Origin of the sequence: Haloarcula sp. CBA1129, from assembly GCF_008729015.1 — an archaeon.
GTDB lineage: Archaea > Halobacteriota > Halobacteria > Halobacteriales > Haloarculaceae > Haloarcula.
The window spans coordinates 1,212,100-1,234,608 of the sequence record NZ_RKSM01000001.1; the positions used below are offsets into that span (position 1 = coordinate 1,212,100).

At 63.4% G+C, this 22,509-nt stretch carries 18 protein-coding genes; 4 read left to right on the forward strand and 14 right to left on the reverse strand.

The features are described from left to right. Positions 1–30: 30 nt before the first annotated feature. Positions 31–876, forward strand: coding sequence for a winged helix-turn-helix domain-containing protein (locus Har1129_RS06065; RefSeq protein WP_151099845.1), 846 nt, complete (start codon positions 31–33; stop codon positions 874–876). A 23-nt stretch (positions 877–899) separates the two neighbouring features. Here the strand turns inward: Har1129_RS06065 and Har1129_RS06070 are convergent, their stop codons facing one another. Beyond that, entirely contained in the window at positions 900–1,514 is a 615-nt protein-coding gene (locus Har1129_RS06070) for a class I SAM-dependent methyltransferase (protein WP_151099846.1), read from the reverse strand. A gap of 284 nt (positions 1,515–1,798) precedes the next feature. On the opposite strand from Har1129_RS06070, the gene Har1129_RS06075 reads away from it, so the two are divergent. After that, complete coding sequence (locus Har1129_RS06075) at positions 1,799–2,551, forward strand: MBL fold metallo-hydrolase (RefSeq protein WP_151099847.1); 753 nt, start codon at positions 1,799–1,801, stop codon at positions 2,549–2,551. Here Har1129_RS06075 and Har1129_RS06080 read toward each other — a convergent pair. The 8 genes from Har1129_RS06080 to Har1129_RS06115 form a co-directional block, all read right to left on the reverse strand. Further along, positions 2,548–3,705 (reverse strand): ATP-binding protein, encoded by a 1,158-nt coding sequence (locus Har1129_RS06080; protein WP_151099848.1) that lies wholly within the window; start codon positions 3,703–3,705, stop codon positions 2,548–2,550. The two genes, Har1129_RS06075 and Har1129_RS06080, sit on opposite strands and share 4 nt — an antisense overlap. A 107-nt stretch (positions 3,706–3,812) precedes the next feature. Continuing rightward, on the reverse strand, positions 3,813–4,880 hold the full coding sequence (locus Har1129_RS06085; RefSeq protein ID WP_151099849.1) for an mRNA surveillance protein pelota: 1,068 nt from the start codon (positions 4,878–4,880) through the stop codon (positions 3,813–3,815). A 90-nt stretch (positions 4,881–4,970) separates the two neighbouring features. After that, positions 4,971–5,627, reverse strand: coding sequence for a DUF4013 domain-containing protein (locus Har1129_RS06090; RefSeq protein WP_225307773.1), 657 nt, complete (start codon positions 5,625–5,627; stop codon positions 4,971–4,973). Between the two features lie 195 nt (positions 5,628–5,822). Continuing rightward, positions 5,823–6,860, reverse strand: coding sequence for an AIR synthase family protein (locus Har1129_RS06095; RefSeq protein WP_151099851.1), 1,038 nt, complete (start codon positions 6,858–6,860; stop codon positions 5,823–5,825). A 45-nt stretch (positions 6,861–6,905) separates the two neighbouring features. Next, entirely contained in the window at positions 6,906–9,059 is a 2,154-nt protein-coding gene (rqcH, locus tag Har1129_RS06100) for a ribosome rescue protein RqcH (RefSeq protein WP_151099852.1), read from the reverse strand. A gap of 36 nt (positions 9,060–9,095) precedes the next feature. Continuing rightward, entirely contained in the window at positions 9,096–10,130 is a 1,035-nt protein-coding gene (locus tag Har1129_RS06105; protein WP_151099853.1) for an NAD(P)/FAD-dependent oxidoreductase, read from the reverse strand. A 198-nt stretch (positions 10,131–10,328) separates the two neighbouring features. Beyond that, positions 10,329–13,544 carry a CARDB domain-containing protein gene (locus tag Har1129_RS06110; protein WP_225307774.1) on the reverse strand — a complete coding sequence of 1,072 codons (3,216 nt, stop codon included), beginning with the start codon at positions 13,542–13,544 and terminating at the stop codon, positions 10,329–10,331. A gap of 350 nt (positions 13,545–13,894) precedes the next feature. After that, complete coding sequence (locus tag Har1129_RS06115) at positions 13,895–15,550, reverse strand: tRNA uridine(34) 5-carboxymethylaminomethyl modification radical SAM/GNAT enzyme Elp3 (protein WP_151099854.1); 1,656 nt, start codon at positions 15,548–15,550, stop codon at positions 13,895–13,897. 107 nt (positions 15,551–15,657) lie between these two features. Between Har1129_RS06115 and Har1129_RS21160 the strand changes: the two genes are divergently transcribed. Then, positions 15,658–15,792, forward strand: a complete 135-nt coding sequence (locus tag Har1129_RS21160; protein ID WP_255518334.1) for a hypothetical protein — start codon at positions 15,658–15,660, stop codon at positions 15,790–15,792. Positions 15,793–16,157: 365 nt separating this feature from the next. Then, positions 16,158–18,050, forward strand: a complete 1,893-nt coding sequence (locus Har1129_RS06120) for a methyl-accepting chemotaxis protein (RefSeq protein ID WP_151099855.1) — start codon at positions 16,158–16,160, stop codon at positions 18,048–18,050. Positions 18,051–18,052: 2 nt separating this feature from the next. Here Har1129_RS06120 and Har1129_RS06125 read toward each other — a convergent pair whose 3' ends face one another. The 5 genes from Har1129_RS06125 to Har1129_RS06145 all read right to left on the reverse strand — a co-directional run bounded on the left by Har1129_RS06125 (position 18,053) and on the right by Har1129_RS06145 (position 22,438). Next, positions 18,053–18,541, reverse strand: a complete 489-nt coding sequence (locus Har1129_RS06125) for a cupin domain-containing protein (RefSeq protein ID WP_151099856.1) — start codon at positions 18,539–18,541, stop codon at positions 18,053–18,055. Positions 18,542–18,581: 40 nt separating this feature from the next. Continuing rightward, entirely contained in the window at positions 18,582–20,783 is a 2,202-nt protein-coding gene (locus Har1129_RS06130) for an OB-fold nucleic acid binding domain-containing protein (protein WP_151099857.1), read from the reverse strand. Between the two features lie 64 nt (positions 20,784–20,847). After that, positions 20,848–21,111: a hypothetical protein gene (locus Har1129_RS06135; protein WP_151099858.1), complete on the reverse strand. Its 264-nt coding sequence runs from the start codon at positions 21,109–21,111 to the stop codon at positions 20,848–20,850. Between the two features lie 26 nt (positions 21,112–21,137). Further along, positions 21,138–21,770 (reverse strand): YIP1 family protein, encoded by a 633-nt coding sequence (locus tag Har1129_RS06140; RefSeq protein ID WP_151099859.1) that lies wholly within the window; start codon positions 21,768–21,770, stop codon positions 21,138–21,140. A gap of 89 nt (positions 21,771–21,859) precedes the next feature. Then, positions 21,860–22,438 carry an NADPH-dependent FMN reductase gene (locus Har1129_RS06145; protein WP_151099860.1) on the reverse strand — a complete coding sequence of 193 codons (579 nt, stop codon included), beginning with the start codon at positions 22,436–22,438 and terminating at the stop codon, positions 21,860–21,862. Positions 22,439–22,509: the final 71 nt, after the last annotated feature.

Consider the following 22,509-nt stretch of genomic DNA (forward strand, 5'->3'; position numbering starts at 1 on the left):
CATTACGCTGGGCGGCAGTGAACCGAACATATGTCGTTGCTGCCCTCCCGCGGTCCCGACACGAGCACCTCACAGGACGGGGAGCTACAGGTCGTCGGGGTCGACGAAGACGTCTCAGCCGTACTCGACGCCCTCTCTTCGGAAACGGCCAGAGAGATACTCAACACGGTGTACGAGGAACCGGGGACGCCCTCCGAACTGGCCGACCGACTCGATATGTCGATACAGAAGGTCTCGTATCATCTGGAGAAACTGGAAGACGAGGAGCTCATCGCCGTCGCTGGGGTCCAGTACTCCGAGAAAGGTCAAGAGATGAAGGTGTACGAGCCCCCAGAGGACCCGCTGGTGTTGTTCGTCGGGACTCAGGAGCGCAAGCGGTCGCTGCGCTCGCTCGTCCGCCGCGTCCTGCCCGTCGTCGGTATTCTGACCGCCGCCAGCGTCATGCTCCAACTCCTGCTCGGACAGTTCCCGATCCAATTCGGGAGTTCGGGAGCCGGTAGCGGCGCGGGAACCGCCGGTGACGGTGGACAGGGCAGCAGAGACGCAGAGAGCCTAGACGCAGCGAATCAAACAGCCGCGACGGCCGACCCCACGCCAACCCCGACAGCGTCGGACGACAGCGGGTTCCAGATAGCCGAGGTGACGGAGACGCCAGAGACCACGCCGGCCCCGGAAGCCACACCGGTCCCGGAGGCTACACCGGCCTCGAAAGCCGATACGCCGGCCGAAATGATGACCGAACAGGCGCGGCAACTGACGACCGACGCCGCGGCCAGCGGCGGTTTCGAGCTTGCGCCCGGCGTCGCCTTCTTCCTCGGTGGACTGCTGGTCCTGACCCTGTACGTCTCGGTTTGGGCGTACAGAAACTACCGCTGAGCCGGCTTCGCAGTCCGGCCGCGTCAGTCGGCGTCGACCTGTTCGGCGACCAGCACGCCCGCCTGTTCTGTGACCATCTCGACGGCTGTCAGCGCGTAGCCGGCGTCGGTGAAGGCGTCGGCAAGGACGCCGACTGTCGCTGGGTCGTCGACTTCTGGGCTGTAAAACGGTGCGTCAGGGTCGTCGTCGCCGAACAGCATCACGTCACCGAGGACGATGCGGCGCGGCCCGAGGGCGGCGATGGTGTCGATAGCCTCGCGCTTCTCGTCGTCGCCGAGGTGGTGCATCGCGAAGTTCGACGTAACGATATCCACCGCGCGGTCGACGTTCGGAGCGCGGAAGCGGCCGTCGCCGAAAGCAACGTTCTCGACGCCCTGCTCGTCGGCCTTCTCCCGGGCTTTGTCCAGCATCCCGTCACTGATGTCGCGGCCGACAACCTCCCGCGCGTCGGGCGCGAGCGCGAACGCAATCGCGCCGGTCCCCGTGCCGAGGTCGAGCACTACGTCGTCGGGTTCGGGGGCCGTGTGCTCGACAACGAAGTCGACGCAGGCGCGATACGCCGCCGAATCTTGGTCCTCGTCGTACGCGTCAGCGTGTTCGGAGAACCGCTCGGCGTGTTCGTCAAGTGATTTCTTCATACTCGCTTCTCGTCGCGCTCGCACAAGTGTCTCCCGCTCCGTTTCGCGGTTTTGTCGCAGGCGTGGTTCGGTTAAAACGGTTTTTGAGCCACGGGTGAATTTTTGCTATCCCCGTCCAAAGCATGAACTGCGCCGTCGACGGGTGACCTCCCCTGTGGGACGCCGCCCTGGTCCCGTCCCCGCCGACGGCCACCGCCCTCACTCCGCTGACGCTCCCTGGTGGTCTCCCCGCCAGTGTTCCCCCAGACGCCAACCCTTTGTCCGTGCGCTCGCTGTCGTCCGGTATGCGTCTCACGTTTCTCGGTACCGGCAGCGCCATGCCGACCGGCTCTCGAATGCAGTCCGGCTATCTGCTAGAGCGTGACGGAAGCCGGTTGCTCGTCGACTGTGGCAGCGGCGTGTTACATTCGCTGGCCCAGACAGAGACGGGTTATGAGGGGGTCGACACCGTGTTGCTGACCCACCATCATCTGGACCACGTTTCGGACCTCGATGTGCTGCTGAAGGCCCGCTGGCTGGCCGGCGAAACAGAACTCACAATCGCGGGCCCACCGGGAACGAGCGACCTGATTCAGAGCCTGCTCGAAACACACGACTATATGCAGGACCGTCTGGACCTGACGCTCAGGGACCTCGATGGCGGGCCGTTCGAGTTGGCTGGATTCAGCGGCGACACCTGCGAGACGCGCCACTCGATGCAGTGTTTCGCTTACCGGCTCTCCGTCGATGACGGTCCGGTGATCACGCTCGGTGCTGACTCTGAGGCGTTCACGGACCTCGTCGAATTCGCCGACGGGTCGGCCGTACTCGTCCACGACTGCTCGTTCCCGGACGACGTGGACGTTTCGAACCACCCGACGCCGAAGACACTCGGCGAGACGCTCCGGGATGCCGACGCCGAGGTCGGCCGCGTGTACCTCACGCACCTATACCCTCACACCGAGGGGCGACACGAGGAGATGCTCGACTCGATAGCCGACAGCTACGACGGTGACGTGCAGTTCGCTGAGGACGGCCTGACGATAACTGTCAGCTAGACGCGTTCGAGCGTGACGCGGAACTCGGCCCCGCCTGCGTCGCTCTCGGCCACGCTGACGCTACCGCCGTAGGATTCGGTTAGTGCGCGAACGAACCCGAGACCGAAGCCGGTCCCCGGACTCTCCTGTCCCTTGACTCCCATCTCGAAGATATCTTCACGCAGGTCCGGAGAGACACCGGCTCCGTCGTCGGCGAAACAGACGGTAACCTCGGCGGGGCTGACGTCGGCCGGCGACACCTGCATATTGACTTTGCCCTCGTTGTGGACCGCTGCGTTAGACATGATGTTCGTGAACACCGAGTCAAGCAGGTCGCCGCCGTACACCTGATACTCGAAGTCTGATGGCTCGAAGGCAATGGTCAGTGGCTCGTAGTTGGCTCTGACATCCCGAACTGTGTCCCCGAGGACCGTCGCAAGGTCCTGTGGCTCCGGGTTGTCCTGTGCTTCCAGCGTCGAGACGAGGTCGCCGACGCGCTGGATGAGGTCGGCAGCGCTCTCGGCCGCGCGCTGGATCTTGCCGGCGTACTCCTCGGTCTGGCCGTCGACCTGTCCTGCGACGACATCGGCGAACCCGGCGATGACCTGCAGATCGTTACCCAGATCGTGGCGGAGGAGTCGGTCGTACATCTCGATCATCTCCTTTCGCCGTTCTAGATCGCGGTGTGCCCGTTCTAGCCGTTCGCGGGATCGGATATTGGAGATGGCCGTTGCGGCGTGCGTTGCGAGAATTTCCATCGGTCTGACGTACTCGTCCCCGAACTCCGTGACGGTCTGGGACCGTGTGACTAGCACCGCAGTCACCTCATCGCCCATCCGGGCCGGGACAGCCAGCGCACCCGTCACGTCCGAGTCGGCCGTGACAGCGGCTTCAGCGCCCTGTTCGACGAGCGTCTCGCCGGCCTCCTGAGCCCGTCGAGCCAAGTCACTCGGTGGCTCTCCCTGCACGAGATTCGGGTTCGTGCTGTGGACGACGCGGAGATCGTCGTCGCGGACCTCGACGAACGTAGAGTAGGAGAACTCGAACAGCAGCGACATCGCTTCGAGTGTGAGCGAGACGACTTCATCGACGGACTCGCACCGATTGAGCGCCTGACCGTACTTGTTCAGGTCGGCGACCTGTCTGGCAAAGTCTTGTTGCTCTTCGAACGACATATCAGCCACTCCTCGCAGACATTGGAACTACATAGCAATAGAGAGCAAGCGAAAAAACGGTTTCGGGAGTTTCACCGAGAGCAGACACACATCGTGGACACGCGGCCTCAGTCTAATCGGTAGCGCAGCAGCGCCGCAACACCGCCGAGGTTCGAAAGCTGCTGTCCGGGCGCGAACTCCGCCGAAAAGACAGTCACATCGCCGCCCTTCTGCTCTGTTGTCTCGATGATCTGGTCGACGTCGATGTCCCAGTCGCCTTCGCCGGCCCGCTCCAGTCGGAGCCGCTCGTCGAGCACGAGCAGCGTTTCGATAGCACCGTAGTCGGCTGCCTTGGCGACTTCCTCTGGGCCGTAGGCGACTTCGGAGCCAGAGCCGATGCGCTCCATCAGCTCGTCGATGTAGTCCGCCTCCTCGGCGATGCGGGTCTGCTGTTGGACGTCTTCGACAGCGCCGCGTTTGAGCACTTCGTGGACGCCTCGGTCGCCGACAGCAGACGTGTCCACGACGGTAATCTGTTCGGCTATCTCGGGAATCTCGTCCTGAAAGTGGTCGAGCGCGTCCTGCTTGGTAAAGCCCGGGCCGGCGAGGATGTAGGCGTCTACGTCTTGGCGTTTGAGGACGGACGCCAGTTCGTCGAACAGTTCCTTCCGGGGGCGGGCGTACTCGCCCTTGCCGGTCGTCGAGGTGATGGTCGCCCGTTCCTCGGTGCCGTACTGGGCGACGGTGTGGACGTGGGCCTCGCCCTCTTCGACAGTGGCGATGGCCACGTCGGGGTTCTCCGTCGCTTCGACAGCCTCCTCCAGACGGTCGGCCTGATCGGGCTTGAGGTGTTTCTCGACGGTGAGTTCGGTGTGTTCCTCGACGTTGAGCGTGTGGTGAAAGCCCAGTTGGTCCTCCCGTGAGCAGTCGACGATTTCGCCGCCGACACGGAGGCGGTTGGCGAACTTCGCGAACTCCACGTCGGTGACCTCGATCTGAATCCACATCGGCTCGCGCTCGCCGCCTTTGTCCCGGAGATTGTCGTCGTTGCGCTGGATGCGCCGCGTCGTATCGCCGGAGACGAGGTCCCCCGGCTCGATGACGTACGAGAGATGCCAGAGGTCGTCCAGCGTCTCGGGGACCACCTCGATGCGTTCTGCCCCTTCGGCGGTGGTCTCCTGACTCTGTATTTGCATACTTGAGCGTCCGCTTCAGGGACACAAGTGTTCTGCCATTCTGCGCGCAGGTAGAACGAGAGAGGTTATCGGCTCGGTGCAACGGGTCGGTCAGGCAGCCGAGCCTGCGGTGGGCGTTTCAGACTCGGGTCCGACGGCCGGCACGTCTCTGACGGCTGTCCCGATGGCGTAGGTGCCCGCGACGTAGGCGTAAAACACCACGAACGGAGCCAAGATTGCCCCCACGACAGTAGCGTTGAGGACGCCCACGACGATGCCTGCGATCAGGCTGATGGCAAACCCGACCAGCCAGCCGGTGGCGTAGGTGCGACTGAACAGAAGCGGCCGGAGTTCGTTCGGTGCGAACGCTGCGCTGACACTGTCAGTGCGGACGTACGCGACGATAGCCGCCGGCACCGCGTACACCGCTGCCAGAGACAGAGCGAGTGTTCCGAGCGCGACCACCGCAAATACTAGGCCCGCGACCAGACCGCTGAAGATCGTGTCGCTGCCGGACCCGAATGTGAACACGGAGATGAACAGGACCGCCGCGACAATCGTCGACGGGAGCAGTGAGTACACCAGCACGATGGCGAGGGCCTTCAGACCGTCCATCCCCAGATCCTCCCACGCATCGAACGTCGGCGGCGTCGTGTCGCCGTCCATGACCCCCCGCAGTGCTCGGACGATGTAGCCGAACACGAAAACCGCCGGGATCACCAGTACACTCAGGAACAGCAACACGCCCCCGACTGCGATGGTTTTCACTGCGTTATCGCCTTCCCGCGGATAGTTTACTGCGTCTTGAAACATAATGGGCTCCGTGACATCGGCCAGTCTCCCGTGGCCGCTGCCACGTCAACCACAACTACATGTCACTTCAACAAGTAGTACGGCGGACAGGTATATATACCAGTCAGTTCGGTGTGCTATCGGTTTCTGGTGTGGGCAGTGGACAGCGAATCACTTCACAGCGGACTCCTCGTTCGCGTCCGCGGCCGCCTGTAGCCGCGCGAACGCCTCCCACGAGGGGTCTGCGCCGGGATGTGATTGCCGCGTGCCGTCGACGTACAGTCCCTCTCCGTCAGTCACCTCGCCGACGACGGCTGCCGGCGTCCCGCGGTCCCGGAGCGCGTCGACGACGGCGTCGGCATTAGTGGGAGCAACAGCCGCCAGCAGTGTCCCGCAACTGCTGACGTGCCACGGATCGATGTCCAGCGCGTCACAGAGCTCGTCGACACCCTCGGCGACCGGTACGGCCTCGCTGTCGACGTCGAACCGGGCGTTCGCGCCGTCAGCCATCTCGATGAACGCGCCGGTGATACCGCCTTCCGTGGCGTCGTGCATCGCCGTCACAGCGCCGGCGTTCGCCGCGGCCATCGCGTCCTCGACGAGAGCGGTGTCGGCCAGTCGCTCCTGTGCGGTGGCGGTTCGGTCGGGCGACAGGCCGATCTGCTCTGGGAAGAGATGGGCAAACAGGCCCGTGACTTCGGCCCCCGGACCGGTCCCGACGACCAGTTTGTCGCCCGGCCGTGCGCCGTCCGGCCGCACAATTTCATCGTGAGAACCGACGCCCAGCACCGTCGCACCACCGACCCAAGAGTAATCGACGCCCGAGTACCGAGCGGTGTGGCCGGTGACGACGCTCACGTCGGCTTCCTCGGCACGCCCGGCAAAGCCGTGCCACATCGCCGCCAGTTCGTCGTCGGTCATCTCGGGCGGGAGCGTGAACGTCACGGAGAGATGGGACGGGGGGACGCCCGAGACGGCCACGTCGGCAAGCACCACGTCCAGCGCGAACCGGCCAGCCCGCTCGAAGCCGAGGTCAGGCAGGACCGACAGCGGGTCGGTGGCCGTGACGAGGGCCTCCCCGCCAACGTCGATGACGCCGAAGTCGACACCGTGGGTCGGTCCGAGCGCCACGTCCTCGCGGTCCGCGCCGAGTTCCGGGTAGATGACGCTGTCGAACAGTTCGCGGTCGATTTTCCCGAGGTCACTCATCGCCTGAGTCACCTCCAACGGTGTGTTCTCGCCGTCCCGGCATCGTCACTCCTCGGTCATTCGGCTGCCGCCCGGCGGCAGGAACTCCTGTATCTGGTCCGGGCTGGCGACTTTGCGGACGAACGACTCGTCGGCGAAGCGCGAGCGGAACTCCCGATACAGGCGCTTGGCGATGTCGTTCTGCGCGTACTGGCCGGGCTCGACGGTGATACTCGTCGCGGCCTGCCCCTCGACGGCCGACGGCGGGCCGCCGATGACCCGCGTCTCGTCGTCGCAGGTGATGCCGACGGCGACGCCGACCGGCGTGGACTCGAAGTAGGCCCGGTCGCCGCGGATGGCGAACCCGCCCTTCTCTAAGTACTCGCCGCTTTCGGGCGTTTTCGACACCTGATCGGGGTCGACCATGTACACGTCGCCGGCGAACTTCCCGTCCTTCCAGACCGATGAGTAGGAAACCGCGAACTGCGCGGCCTGATCCAGCGACGATTGCGGGAACTCCACCTCCTTTGACGGCTCGCTGGGGCCAGTGGCCTTGAGCACCGTTACCGGGCCGCCGTGAGCCTGTGCGTGGAAGAACTTGTCACCGCCCTCCAGATACTTCTGGACGAGTTCCTCGTTGTCGTCGGCGTCGCGGCCACCGATGACGAGGAAGCCATCCGAGGTGTGGAACCAGCGGAACTGCTCGTACCAGCGCTCTGTCGACCGGGTGGGAACAGACTGCATCGAGAGCCAGTCGGTCGGTTCGTCGTCGCCGTCGGTATCGTCGGCTTCGTCCTCGCCGTCGTCGGCCTCCCACTCCTCGCGCCGTTCCTTGACCGCTTCGAGGTCTTCGCGGGTGTTCTCGATAGCCGCCAGCGCGCCCTCCTTCTTCTCTTCGATACGTTTGGCCTCCTTGTACAGCTCGTCAGCGTTCTTCTCGACGCCAGTGAACGCGTCGACGGTGACACGCGTCCCGTCGATGTCCAGCGTCACCGTCCCCTCGCTCCCATCGAGTGAGACGACCGCTTCGGCAGCTTCGATGCCGCGGTCGGCTCCCTCGTCGAACTTCGCCTCGATGTCGTCCCACGCCACGTCGTCCTCGCGGGCGGCCTGCACCGTCGAGAGTACGTCGTCGACGAGGTCGTAGTTGGCATACAGCAGTTCGGCCTTCTCTCGCTCGGCCTCGGCGTCGGCCTCGAAATCCTCGATAGCCTGCTCTTGCTGCTGGATTATGCGCTGTTGTTTCTCGATTTCGGCCTCGAAGTCCGGGCGCTGTGTCTCGCCACCCTCGACTTCCTCCTCCCGCTGGAAGTTGAAGAAGTAGTCATCCAGAGCAGAATTGAACTCCGTGAAGGACTCGCTGTAGAGCTCTTCGTATTCCGCCAGCGGAATCGGAGTTACGTCGACGCGCCGGCGGTCCGGGTCATCGTCGCTCTCCGCACCGCCATCGCCGTTGTCCTCATCAAGCGTCTCGTAGTACACCCGCGGGTCGACGTTCCCTTCACGAAGCCGAGTTCCAAGTTCGTCGATGAGTTCGTACAGCCGCTCGAAATCAGACTCGTCGAGGTCGTCGACGGCGACGTTGTAGTCGATGCCGGCGCGGGTACACAGCTCCTCGCCATACAAGCCGCCGAAGTTCAGTTGCGTCGCCAGCGTCCGGACGAGGTCGGCGTCGGACTCCTCGATTCGGGCGACAAAGCCGTCGTAATCGACGGTCATTGGGTTGAACCGCGCCGACGGGAACTCGTAGGGTGTCCCGGGCGCGACGGTTCGGGATTTGAGCCGCACCGTCTCCAGACAGTCGATGACCTCGCCGTGCTCGTCCAGCACCGCGACGTTGCCGTCGCCGAACAACTCCGCGACGATGGTGGTCGAGGCGTCCTCGCGGTCGAACTCCAGTTCGATGATGCGGTCGAACTCGAACTGTTCGACGCGGACGAGGTCAGCGCCCGACAGTCGGTTCCGGAGCATCATCGCGAAGTCCGGCGGGCGGCCCGGTGCGTCGGGGACGTGGCTCTGGTCGGCAACGTGGGCGCGCTTGACATCACCGACCTCAATGAGGAACTCGACGCGCCCGCGGTCGAAGTCCCGGAGCTTCAGTCTGACGAGGTCGTCCTCGGGGTAGAGGTACGCCTTGTCGAGCTTCGCGCCCTCGTAGCCGGCGAGTTCGCCCTCCAGAGCGGCGAGATCGACGCTCGTCAGTTCCCGCTTGTGGTCCATGTCGGTGGCTGTCGGCGGGCACCCAAAGGCGTTCCGTTACCCGCTGTCGGCGATTGCCTCGCCCGTCTCCAGTCCGTTGCGGAGCGCTGCGTGCAGTCGCCCCTCGCCGGCGACCCAGTCGCCGGCAAAGTACAGGTCATGCTCAGCCGCACACGACAGGAGGTCGTGGTCGACGTCGCCTTCGGGCTGGGAGTAGCGCCAGTGCTGGTGATCGGTCCAGTCCGGGTCGGACAGTCGGTCGTCGTCCAGCAGTCGCGCCGTCCGCGTTGCGATGTCTTCGATGAGCGTGTCGGGGTGCTCGTCGTAGTTCGCCACCGACCACGGTTCGTTCATTTGTACCAGCAGCAGCGACTCACCGTCAGGGACGTGGCCGTCCTTGCACTCCTCGCGGCCGATCCAGCCGATGTCGTGGTTCTTGTCGGCGTTGACCGCGGCGTACCACGGCACGTCGAGTTCGAAGGGGTAGTGCAACACTCCCGCGATGACTGTCCGATAGGGGACCGACGCGATTTCCTGTCGTAGCTCCCGGCAGTCGTCGTGGTCCCACCGCGACTGCCCCAATAGGTCAGCCGTCTGTGGGGCCGGCGGTGTCAGCAGCGCGGCGTCGAAGTGCCCCAAGTCCGTTCCGTCGCCGTCTTCGAGCCGCCAGCCGTCGCGCTGTCGCTCCAGACGCTCGACCCGGACGCCGTTCTCCACGTCGGCGTTTGTTTCGTCGAACAGGCGCTTTGCGAGCTGTGTGATGCCCGCCTCGTACGTCCATTTGTGTTCGTCAGCATCCCGACCGGCGTCGATTTCACCGGTCCTGTCGAACGCGTACACTGGCTCCTCGATGTCGACGAGCCCCTCGGACGGGAGCGTCTCCGTGACCAGTTCCGTCACGCGGCCGTCGTCGGCCTTGAGATAGTTCGCGCCGTACTCGTACGTGCAGTCGCCGTGCCGCCGGGTCGCGGCGCGCCCGCAGACGCCGCGGCTCTTCTCGAACACCGTTACATCGACTTCCGCGTCGTGGAGCGCGTACGTTGCCGCCGCACCGGCACCACCGGCACCGACGACTGCGAGGTCACGAGCCATACTTGCCAGTCGGACGGTATGAGTAAAAATCCACCACACAACCAGTTCGGACCGCCTTCCGAGAGTCCGACTCAGCGGCCACTGGCGTCAGAGGTACCCACACTGCCGACAGCGAACGCGAACGCAGCACTGCCGAAAACGACAACAATAGCAACCGAGAGTAGTCTGCCCTCGCTCAGACAGGGTGGTCCGTGATCTCTACACTTTCTGACGAACTCGGACGAGGCCAGCAATCAGCGCCAGCACAAGTGCGACCAGTTGGACGGTGAATCCGGGGCCGGACGCTGCGACCGTTTCCGCGGCTGGCTCCGCGCCGCCACCGCTTTTACCCGTTTTGTCAGTCCCGGATTCGGTTGCGCTCTGGGCTTGATTCGAGCCGACACGCAGGTCACCGGCACTGACGCCGTTGACCGCGACGACGCCGTCGGCAGCCTCGAACTCCATCGTCACCGTACTCTCTTCGCCGGCGTTGAGCCGGACAGTCCGAGCGGCTACCGGATCGCCGTCAACGGTGACCGTCAGCGTCTGCTCGACAGTCTCCTCGGTCGGATTCCCGACTGTCGCTCGCACCGACGTGTTGAAGCCGGCCCGGACCCAGTCGGCCGTCACGGACGCATCGGTAATGGTGAGTTCTGCGGGCGTCGAGGTCGTCATATTCGTGTTCGAGGAGCCAACTGTCGTCTGAGTAGACGCATTAGCGACCGGGGAAACGACAGCGATGGTTGAGAGGGTGGGCGATGTCGCCTGAATAGAGCCGTTCGTCGCAGTAGCGGTGCTGGATAGCTGACGCCATGATTCGTTGTGGTACTGGAACACCCGGACGGCGTCCATCGAGCCGTTGGCTGGAAGCGCTGATTCGTTGAGCCGCAGGGTGTATTTCGCCCGGCTGATGACCGACGCGTTTGCGCCGGAGGTGATGGTTACGTACCCGCGCACACCGTCTTCCTGAACCGCGGCCATGCCGTTCGGTGTGGCGTGCGGGCCGAGCATTGTCGCGTTGAACCCCTCGCTTTCGTTGGTGACGTTGAGCGAGAGTTTCGAGAGCGTGAATGCCGGTGCGGTCTCGGACGGACCGGAGCGGTTCAGCGACTGGGAGACCGTCGAGTTCGCAGCGTCGGCAGTCACCCGGACAGAGACCCCGTTGTCGAGCTGTGACTGTGATATAGCAGGGGCCTCTGCGCCGCCGCCGTCGTCGGTGTCGTCCGATTCGTCATCGAGACTGAACCCGCCGCCACCGCCGCCACCGCCACCACCGCCGTCGCTGCTGCTTTCAGCTTCAACGGCGAGCGTCTCGGTGGTGGCGTTGCCAATAGAAAGCGACCGGTTGCCCTCGTTGTCGAAGGAGATACTGAAGGTGACAGTTGCTGTCTCACCGCCAGCGATGGGCCCGATAGTTTTGGATTTGAGCGTCTGGTTGTTCTCTGTGAGCGCCGCAGTGTAGTTCCCGCTCTCCGTGCCAATGTTTGCGACAGTGCCTGTCACGTCGACGGACTCACCGGTTTCGGCGGACGAATTACTCAGCCGTGCGTCGCGAACCTCGAACGTCGCCGGCTGGGTCACTGAAACGTTTCCGCCGGAGTTACCGTTGACTGCCACGTCGTACACACCCCCACTCTCGAAGACGTAGATGAAGGTGACCTCGGTCTGTTGACCGCCCGGGAGTGTGACGTTCGTCGTGTCCACGATATCGTCGTTGGTCTGCAGGCGCACCGGAGAGGTCCCTGTCTCGTCGCCGTCGTTGACGACCGTGGCAGTCACTTCGGTAGGCTCACCTGTCCGAACACTCGTCCGGTTCAGTTCGACGGCAGCCGTGTCGAACGCAGCCGGCTCCCTGACTGTGACCGTCTGCGTCTCGTTACCGACCGTAAACTGGGACGTCCCGGACTCCTCGAACGTGTGCACGTACGTATCCGTCCCAGATTCATCCGGTGCAAGGTCGAACGAGACGGCGTCGACGGCTTTGTTCTCCGTTTCGATCCAGAACTCCTGCCCTGCGGTCACAGTCCCGTCGTTCCTAGCCGTCACCGTCAGCTCTGCTGCGCCGCCCCGGGTGACCGCTGTTCTGTTCCACCTTGCGTCGGTGATCTGGATATCAGGCTGGCCGACGGTCAGGGTGCCAGCGGTGACGCCACCGACCGTGACCTCGTGGTCGCCCTCGTCAACAGCCCCTTCGAGTCGATAGAGGAGTGTCTCGTTGACTGTCTCACCGGCCGGGACCGCTACCGACCGCCCTCCGACCCGCGTGCCGCCGACTTCGATAGGAAGCGTGATCGTCCCGTCCTGTCCGCCAGTGTTCTCCACCGTCACCCACAGTTCCGGCTCGCGGGTCCCGTAGCCACCCGTGTCCGTGTCAGTGTTGACCTGAGTGTCGAAGAGCCGGGCGTCCCGGATCTGGATCGATCCCTCGTCCGCAACTTCGACGGTCCCGACCGGCGCACCGTTTATCATCAGATCGTACGTGCCCTCGCTGTCGAAGGTCGGTGAGAACTCCAGTGTCTCCGTATCGCCGTTCTCGATTTCGACGGTTCGGGTGGCGATTTCGGAGCCATCAGCCTGCAGTATGACATCCTCTGTCGCCGTTCCGTCCCCGCTTCTGGGGTTTGCCATCCGAACCGTCAGTTCGACTGACTCACCCGTTACCGTTGATTCATCACTTAGCTGCGAGTAATCGACGGTGAACCGCGTCGACTCCTCAATGGTGATAGTCGGGTTCGAACTCCCTCCGGGTCGCAGTTCGTACTCCCCAGCAGGTAGTTCGTCGAGGGCCCCAGTGTCCAGCGTCCACGAACTTGTTTCCGTCTCGCCGGCACCGACCTCAATGACGAGTTCGTTGACCATCTGCGACGTCTCAGTATCCGTGTTCTCAAGTATCGGCGTGACGGTCAGGTCGCCGTTTTTTCCCCCGGTGTTTTCGAGCGTGTGAGTCACTTCGATGGATTCACCACGCGTGACGGTAGCCCGGTCGACTGTTGTCTCGGTGACCGTAATGTTTGCCGGTTCGACGACGGTCACCGTCCCAGCCGAGACACCGTCGACGGCGATGTCGTACTTGCCCGTGTCATCGAGCGCGACAGGAACGGTCTCCGACGTCTGCTGATTACCGTCGACTGTAACGTCAATCTGGCTCACTTGCTCGCCGTTCGCTGTGACGGCGACCTGTTCCGTACCATTACGGCTTCCAGTGTTTTCAGCCGTGAACTCTACTTGGAACTCAACGCCGGAGACGACCGAAAACGGCGCAGCGTACGTACCAGAGCTGTTGGTCTTTGTCGTCGAAGCGTCGGTCACCTCGATAGTCGCTGTCCCGTGATTGGACGCAGCCGCGATACCCGGCCCAAACGCCGGGGCCGTCGACACCGCAACCACGGCTAGTAGCGTCATCGCGGTTAGCCACAGGCCCGTAATCTTACCCATGGGTTGCCGGATGACAGTATGGTAATTAGTTAGCAGGAACGAATCGCAAAGTAAGGTGTTATTATCGCGTTTCCCGTCCGTTACCGCCGGTCTAGTCTAATAAGGGCGAAAGTGTGGCCTTACTGGTAAGGCCCTGTTCGGCCAACTCGGCCTGCGCGGTTGGTGTGTCGGTATACATATAGTACCTCAAATGAGTGTCATTGTTTCAATCTTCGGCCGTCATCCGTGGCGCGATAAAGAGAACCCCTGCTGAGCGGACACACAACAGCGCGGTTCTGGAGAAAGGACCTCTCGACAAAACTTCAGTCACGCACCTGCGGAGCTGAGCGGAAAATCAGGTCGGAAGCCTCTCAGAGGCGTTTGCTCACGTATGGACCGTCCTGCTTGTAGCCCAACTTCTCTCGGTAGTACTGTCGGACACCGATACCGGAAATAACAGCCAGCTTCGGGAAACCGGCATCTCTGGCCATCTCCTCTGCTTTTTCCAGCAATTTCTTCCCATAGCCCTTGTGCTGGTGGTCCTCGTCGGCCCCCTCCTGTCCGACACCGACGGCGTTGCCGTAAACGTGGAGTTCGCGCACGATTGCGGCGTCCTGTAGCTCCCGGCGCACCGGGTCGTTGGGGAACCGAAGCCGACAGAAGCCGACGAGTACGTCGTTGTCGAAGTCCTCGAAGGAGATGAAATGCTCCGTGCCGCCACAGGCTTCGTAGGTCATGACGTCGAGTTCGATATTCTCGGCGGCGTCGTCGCTGTGGCCAGCCTCCCGACAGCGGATACAGTCACACGACCAGCCGTGTTCTTCCATCCGCTTCCAAGCGAGTTGCCGGAGGTTCGACTTCCAGACCCCGCCTTCGATGAAATCGGCCGGGATGTCCCGTTGGACGCGCTGGAGGCGGGTGTAACGGGGAATCATATCCTTGATTTCGGCGACCAGTTCGGCGGCCTCATCGTTGTCTAGCGGGTCGAATTCGTCCTTGCGATACCAGTCGTAAGTGACAGTCCCCTCGACGATCAGCGTCGGGTAGATTTTGAGATAGTCGGGCCGCCAGTCGGTCTCGTCGAAAATGCGCCGGAAGTCCTCCAGACACATCTCCTTGGACATCCCGGGCTGGCCCGGCATCATGTGGAAGCCGACCTTGAATCCCGAGTCACGCAGTCGGCGGTTCGCGTCGATGGAGGCTTGGACGCCGTGTCCGCGGTGCATCTCGCGATTGATGCGCTCGAACGTCGTCTGGACGCCCACTTCGACTTTCGTGCCGCCGAGGTCGAGCATCCGGTCGATCTGTTCTGGGTCACACCAGTCGGGCTTGGTCTCGAACGTCGTCGCGACGTTACGCACGTCGGCGGTCTCGTTCTCCGCGATGACGTCCTCCAGATAGCGGAACTCGTAGTCGTCTTCGGCGAAGCTCACGTCCTCGGCAGGCGTCGGCTCTCCGTCCACGTCGAAGTCGTTCATCGCCTCCAAGGCTCGCTTGACGAACCACTCTTGGTAGTCGTGGCTTCGGGCGGTCATCGTCCCGCCCATCACGATGAGTTCGGCCTTGTCGACGGGATGGCCAATCTCTCGGAGTTGGTTGAGCCGGAGGGTGACCTGCCCGTAGGGGTCGTAGTCGTTCTGCTCACCGCGTGCAGCCGCGGGCTCGTGGCCAGTGTAGGACTGGGCGGACGAAAACTCGGAATCCGGGCCGCCGGGACAGTACAGACACTTCCCGTGGGGACACCGCTCGGGCGAGGTCATAATCGCAATCGGGGACACACCCGAGGCAGTCCGCACCGGCTTGCGCTGGAGAACCTCCTCCAGTACTTCGCGGTGCTCCTGTGGCGCGTAATCGAGCAGTTCGGAGTTTTTCGGCACTTTCGGCGCGGAGTACTCCCGACACACGTCGATCTTGGCCGATTCGACGTCGTCGCGCTCGACCTCGCCTGCGAGAATCCGGTCGACCAGCTCCGCACACACCTGCTGGAAGGTCTCTGTCTCGTCTGGGTCCGGCGTCTCCGTGCTCATCGGCGTTGTGCGAAATCGGCGTTTCGCCCGAATAAGCGTGTCGCTCGGGTATCGTCAGCGACGGGGGTGGCCGTGGGGTTCATTATGCTGTCACACCAACCGAAAGTATGGATAGCGAAACGGACGACACCGAGAGTCCCGACCGGCCGACCTTCCGCGGCTGCGTGTTCTGTTACAGCGCTGAGTGGGCGTATTACGGTGCGAAGAAGGCAGCCCGGTCCGTCTCAGCCACTGAGACGTAGCGTAACTGGAGTCGCGGTTGGGAGCTAGCGGGCAGCTGAAGACAGCCCTAGACCGTCAGACAGTGCCTCGATATGCTGACCCCGTTATTTCAACTGATACTGCCGGGCGAGTATTCTGTGTTTGAACGCAGCGTGTGAGTGCCCGTTGAGGCGGCGGTGCTGGGCTGAGATCACTATCGGCGGTCCGCTGGGTCGTGAACGCTCCGTCGTGCTGCGACCACCAACGAGCGGAATCGGCAGACAGTGTCCGTTCTGAGAGCGACGATAGGTTCCTTCGATGTGTTGAGCCCGTAGTGATACCGTACTTCAGGGACTGATAATCTGCGCGAAAGGGTTAATTTGTGGTACTCAAACCATGTGTACGTATGGCGCAATCAACGGGAGATGTCGGTCACACAACAAACAGCGACCCAAGCGTAGCTAAGCGGTTGAAAAGCTTCGTCTCGTATATCCCGAACGGCTCGACAATCCCGGACAAACAGTGGCGCAACCGACACCGGAGCGTAGTGCTCGTCACACTGCTCCATATCCCGTTCCTGTTCGGGCTGGGCATCTACACTGGGGCGACTCCGATAGCGGAAGCGCAAATCCCTGCGACCGCGCTACCTCGGGTACTGCTACTCTGTGGGGTTATATTCGCCCTGTCTGCAGGGAGCCTCATCACTCGGTTCAGGCGGCGTGTCAGGACAATCCTCTCAGTCACGGCGGTGTTCGTGTCGTCACTGGCGCTTGTTCAATTCTCCGGCGGCTATATCGAAGCCCATTTCCACTTCTTCGTCGGGATGGCGATAGTTGCCGTGTACGAGGACTGGGTCCCGTTCTTGTGGGGGCTGGGCTATGTCGTTCTCACCCACGGATACTTCGGGACCATTGACCCGAGTCGCGTCTACAATCACACAGCAGCGGTCAACAACCCATGGGCATGGGGGTTTATTCACGGTGGGTTCGTGCTGATGCTGTGCGTTGCCCTCGTCAACAACTGGGTGTCAACCGAGCGATCACGCGAGAAATCCCAAGCACGTTTTGAGGAAGCCGAGCAGCGTGCCTCAGAGATCGATGACCTCCAAGCCAAGCAAGAGGAGATAGAGCGGAAACGCGCCGAGGCGAAAGAGGCTCGTGAGAAGGCGGAGGAGAAAATGCAGGCAGTCGAGCGGCAAAACACTGAACTTCAGGACACGGCCGGCAGATTCAGTGAGGCCATGGCGGCCGCTGCCGACGGTGACCTGACGGTTCGTGTTGACCCTGACGTGGCCGACAACGAAGCGATGGCACAGATCGCCGAGTCGTTCAACAAGATGATGACGGAGACGGAGTCGGCGATAGAGGACATACAAACGTTCTCCCAAGAGGTTACGTCGACAAGCGATCAGGTCTCGGCCGGTGCTAACGAGGCGACGGGGGCCAGCGAAGACATGAGCGAATCGATTCAGGGCATCGCTAGCGGGGCGGCCGACCAGCGGGAAATGCTCGAAACGGTCTCGGGCGAGATGACCGACCTGTCGGCGACCGTCGAAGAGGTCGCCGCGTCCGCCGAAACCGTCGCTGAACGGTCCCGTGAGACGGCCGAAATCGCGGACGCCGGCGAAGAGACGGCAGAAGAAGCTATCGAGGGCTCTCGTGAGGTCCAAGCCGCTATCGACTCGACGGTCGAGAACGTGGAGCGACTGGACGAGAAGATGGCCGAAATCGGCGAGATCGTGGATCTCATCGGCGACATCGCCGAGCAGACAAATATGCTGGCCCTGAACGCCAACATCGAGGCAGCACGGGCTGGCAACGGGTCGGGCGGCGACGGGTTCGCCGTCGTCGCGGACGAGGTCAAACAGCTAGCCGAGGAGACACAGGCCTCGGCGACCGAGATCGAACAGCTCATCGCGGAGACTCAGGCCCAGACCGAAACCACGGTCACAGAGGCACGGGAGGCCAAACAGGATATGCAAGAGAGTACCGAAGCTGTCGAGGACGTCGTCGACACGTTCACGCAAGTGGCCGAGAACGCCGAGGCGACCGACAACGGCATTCAGGAGATCAGCGACACGACCGACGATCAGGCGGCCACAACAGAGGAGGTGGTGTCGATGGTCGAGGAAGCCGTGGACATCAGCGAGGCGACCGCTGCCGAGACCGAAACCGCGTCCGCGACCGCTCAGGAACAGGCCGCGTCTATGTCGCAGGTCAGCGCCAGCATCGAGTCGCTCGCCAAGCAGTCCGAGCGGCTCCAGACGCTGCTGTCGGAGTTCGACGTCGGTAGCCGGTAAGCTCACTCGTCCCAGTACTCTTTTTCGGCGTTGCTATCAAGATACGTCGACAGCGTCCGGTCCGCTTTCTCGCCGCCCGGCGGTGAGCCCGCGTACAGCCCGACCATCTCCCGGTCGGGATAGACGGTGATATCCGGCTCCTCCATCGTCGAGACCATCAGCAGCCTGAGTTCGGACTCGCCGGCTTCGATCTCGTGTGCGCTCTCCTCGCCGGCCGGCAGCGCGACATAATCGCCCGGTTCGAGGTCGTGCTCGTCGGCGTCAGGACCGAGCCGGAGCGTTCCCGTTCCTCCGCGGACGAATATCGCTTCCTCGTTGCCCTCGTGGTAGTGGCGCACCCAGAGCCGCTTGCCCGGCGGGACGGCGTAGAGGCTCGCGCCGAGTTTCTCGCCACCTGCGGCGGCACCGAGCTGCTTTCGCCTGAACGTCCGGTCGCCGTGGTCGTGGTCGGTCCAGTCGAGGTCGGCTTCGTTGACGGGGCCGTCGCTCATACCCGAGCAGATAGCCGGCGGGGAGAAAAAATTGCCTGCGTTACAGCTCTTCGGACAGCACGTCGAGCGTGGCGTCGAGGACGGCCGGTCGCTCGCCGGCCAGATAGCGGATGGTTCCCTCGCGGACGCTCCGTGTCGCGACGCCGCCTTCGGGGACTCGCTCGCTGACTTCGCTGACTAGCTCGTGTAGGTCCAGATCGCCATCGGCACGGACGTACATCGTGTCCGTCGAGATGCCGAGCACAGCGTCGCTCTCGCCACGGACGTCCCGGTGGAGTTCATCGAGCAGGAGCGACTCCGGCGGGAACTCGTACTGGTGGGTAAAGGCGTCCGTGTCGAGGACGGCGATGTCAACGTCACCGACGGTCCGGTGGTCGAGGTTGGCCCGGGCAGTGGACACCTCTTCGTCGACCTTCTCGCGGAACTGCTCGGCGATGTGGCCGGCCAGACCGCCCACGTCTTCCTCGTCGTCGCCGAACACGAGGTCGGTGATGAGTTCGCGCTTGTCCTCGTAGGACTGGTAGTGGGCCTCAAGCGCGACGGCTTCGCGGAGCTCCGACACGGCGGTCTCGTTGTAGCCGGCCTCGCTGGCGGCGGCCACGTACGGCTCGGGGATGTCCTCCCAGAAGCTCACGGCCGGGAGGTGCCCTAGGTCGTCGCGAACGTCTTCGTTGACGTGTGCAGCGACGTTGGCTGCAAGCGCCGTCGAGGTGGTCTCGGAAACGGTGTCTGCCGAGGGCGAAACCACGGCGTCGACCGTGTCGACGACCGCGCCGTCGACGTCGATGTCGTCGATGACGACGCTCGGCGCGCCGTAGACGTTCAGCAGGTCGAAGCCGTCGAGGCTCTCGCGCGTGCCGCCGGCGGCGACGAAGACGAACAGCGGGAGCTTCTCCTCGTGACGCTCCCGGTTGTCGAGCATCGTCGTCGTGTCCTTCGTCGCGTCGTCCATGTCGTAGACGCCGCCCTCGATCGGTCGCCGGTCGAAGTAGTGGTACTTGGCGTCGGCCCGGCGGTGCTGCTCGGTGACCAGCGGGAGGGCCGCCCGTTCGAGCGCGCTGCCGGCGAGGTAGCCGTCCGCGGTGTTGGCGTGGCGGACGATGACCGGTCGGTCCGTCAGCACTGCTTTGCGGATCTGGGTCGCCGCTTCGACGAGTTCGTCAGAGAGGGCCGCGACCGCTGTATCGTCGGCGAGCGGTTCGGCCGTGTCAGGTCGGGCCTCGTCGTCAAGCGCATCGGCGAGTCGCTGTTCGACTTCCTCGCGCTCCTCGGCTTCGAGAACGTGGAGTTCCTCGGTCTCGACCTGCAGTTCGCCGCGACGCTCGCGGACTTCGCCTTCTAGTCGGACGTAGTCGTCTTCCTCGACCTCGGGGTAGGCACGGACGCCTGCTTCGACGAAGGCCGCACAGTCGACGGTGCCGGTCTCGTCCTGCAGTTCGAACACTGTCGGCCCGGAGGTCTGCCGGATGCCGACGACTTCGCCTTCCAGTCGGACATCCGCACCGACGTGGTCGTCGAGGTCGCCGATAGCTGCGGCGACCGGTTCAGCAGTGGTCGCCTCGTCCGTCTGGCTTCCGTCGCTCTCTGTAGCGGTTTCGTCTTCAGACTCGGTGACAGCAGCGGTGTTCGACCCGCCGCCGTTGCCGCCGACGGCCGCGGTGCCTTCGACGCGGTCGTCATCGCTGGCCCGACTGACTGCGCCGGCGTTCGTGGCGCTGCTGTCGTCAGCTTCGGTGCCTTCGTCCGCGCTCGATTCGTCGTCGTTCTGTCCCGCGGACTCGTCAGTTGAGGGCTGGGATGCCGTCTCGTCCGAGTCGTCGGACTGTGGCTCATCCTCGTCGTCCTCGTCGTCCTCGTTCTCAAGCAGGACCGAGTGGCCGATTTCCGGGTCGTCGACGAGGACGCCGCGGAACTCGCGCTCGGACTGGCGGATCGACCAGCCGAGGTCGACGTTGCCGTTGTCCCGTACGTTTTTGACCTGAACGTAGACAGTGTCGCCCGAGTCCCAGTCGAGGGAATCGAGCCGCTGGTCCAGTTCGCTCCGGTGGAGCAGCCCCGTTACGCTGTCGCCGATGTCGACGAAGACGCCGAACTCGGCGAAGCCGTCGACACTGCCGCGGTAGTAGCGGTCGACCGATAGCTGGTCGGCACGCGAGCCACGGAACTCGAACAGGGCGTCCTCCTCGTGGAGGTCACAGATGCGTCCTTCGACAGATTTGCCGCAGATGATACACGAACCCATTACACGGTGCAAGCATGTCGGGCCTAAAACGGTTGTCGAATTCCGGACGAACTGAACCGGTCCGCTATTCGAACATCTCGCTCTCTTCCTCAAGCAGTTCGAGCCCTGAAGCGACGGCTTTCGCCTGTTCCGGGAACAGAGCGACCTCGATTTCGCTCCCCTGCTCGTCTTCGAAGGCAATCTTCACGCGCTTGTCGCCGTACTCGCGAACGTCGACGCCCTCCACGTCGTACATCTTGATGGTCGCGTCCTTGTTCGACGGCCCGACGCTCTTGAACGCTCCGTCCTTGAGTTCCAGCATGAACTGGTCGATGTCGATACTGAGCATCGCGTGGAAACGCGCACTGGCGGACCCTAAAACCCGTAGTCGGCGACCAGCACCGAGAGGGCCTGAAAGCCACGGAAGCCGTAGCCGAAGATGATCGCCGCGGGAACAGCCCCGACGACTGCGGCGACCGGGAGCCTGACATTGTGGACGACAGCAGTACCAATCAAGTACAGGCCCGCGCCCCAAGCGGTGACGAGCACCCGGACTTCTGCGCTGGGCAGACCCGCCAGCAGACAGGGGGCCATCGCGTAGCACATCACCTGCACCGTCTCACTGACGCCGCCACGGTCCGACGCGACGGGAAGCAACAGCAGCGTCTGCAACGCTGCCGTCAGATGTACTGTCGCCGGCGTGACGAACACGAGGATAGCAAACAACGCCAGTACCGCGACGCCGGGCGAGAAGCCACCGATAGCGGGGTAATCGAACGGCCCCGTTGACAGGAGTCCCCGTTCGGCGAGGTGGACGACGGCGTAGCGGCTCACCTCCTCGAAGAGGACTACCGTCGCCGCGAACACCAGTCCCGGAGCCTGATCACCCGGCGCGACGCCGGTGCGGAAGAACCGACGCGGACGACTGAGTATTTCCACCCACGCGCGCACTAGCGCCGTTGGCCCGCGGTCCCGGCCACCGGTCGGATTCTCGACCCACTGAGTCACACCGAAAATTTGGGCGCGCGGCGGTTTGACCGTTTCCTTCTCTCGTTCAGCAGCCCCTACTGCTGGGACACGCGCGGCGCTCCTCGTGGTTAATCGTCTGCCCCGACGTTCTCCGTACTCTCGAAACACGCCGGGTCCGGCTCGATGTTCGCGTACTGGACCGCTTCCTCGCCAAGTGTCGTCACGCGTTTCTCAATGTCGGCGTCGACTATCTGACCGTCAGCGACGTGATTGCGCGCGTTCGGAAGTGCGGCCTGATGGGGGATGACCCAGCAGTTCAGCGCCCGACAGACCGAGCGGAGGTGTTCGAGCGCAGTGATCGGAAAGCTCCCGCCGGCGACCGCCAGCAACCCCACGGTCTTGTGTTCGAACTCGTCGAAGCTGCAGTAGTCGAGTGCGTTCTTCAACACGCCGGAATAGGACCCGTGATACACCGGAGTCCCGAGTAGAATGGAATCAGCCGCGTGGACGCTGTCTGTAAACTCGACGGCGTCGCCTGCCTCGCGGTGGTCGGCGTCGAACATCGGGAGGTCGAACTCTTGGAGGTCTAGCAGTTCCGTTGTTGCCCCCATATCCTCGGCGGCGGCGAGCGCGCGCTCGATTCCAGTCCGTGTGTAGCTCTGCTCTCTGAGGCTTCCGACGACACCGACGACGTGTGGTTCGGTCATGCCGGCTCTATGGAGTGGGGTCGGTATATTGGTGGGGGAGACGAGACGCTTCAGTGGTCTCGGTTCCGTTG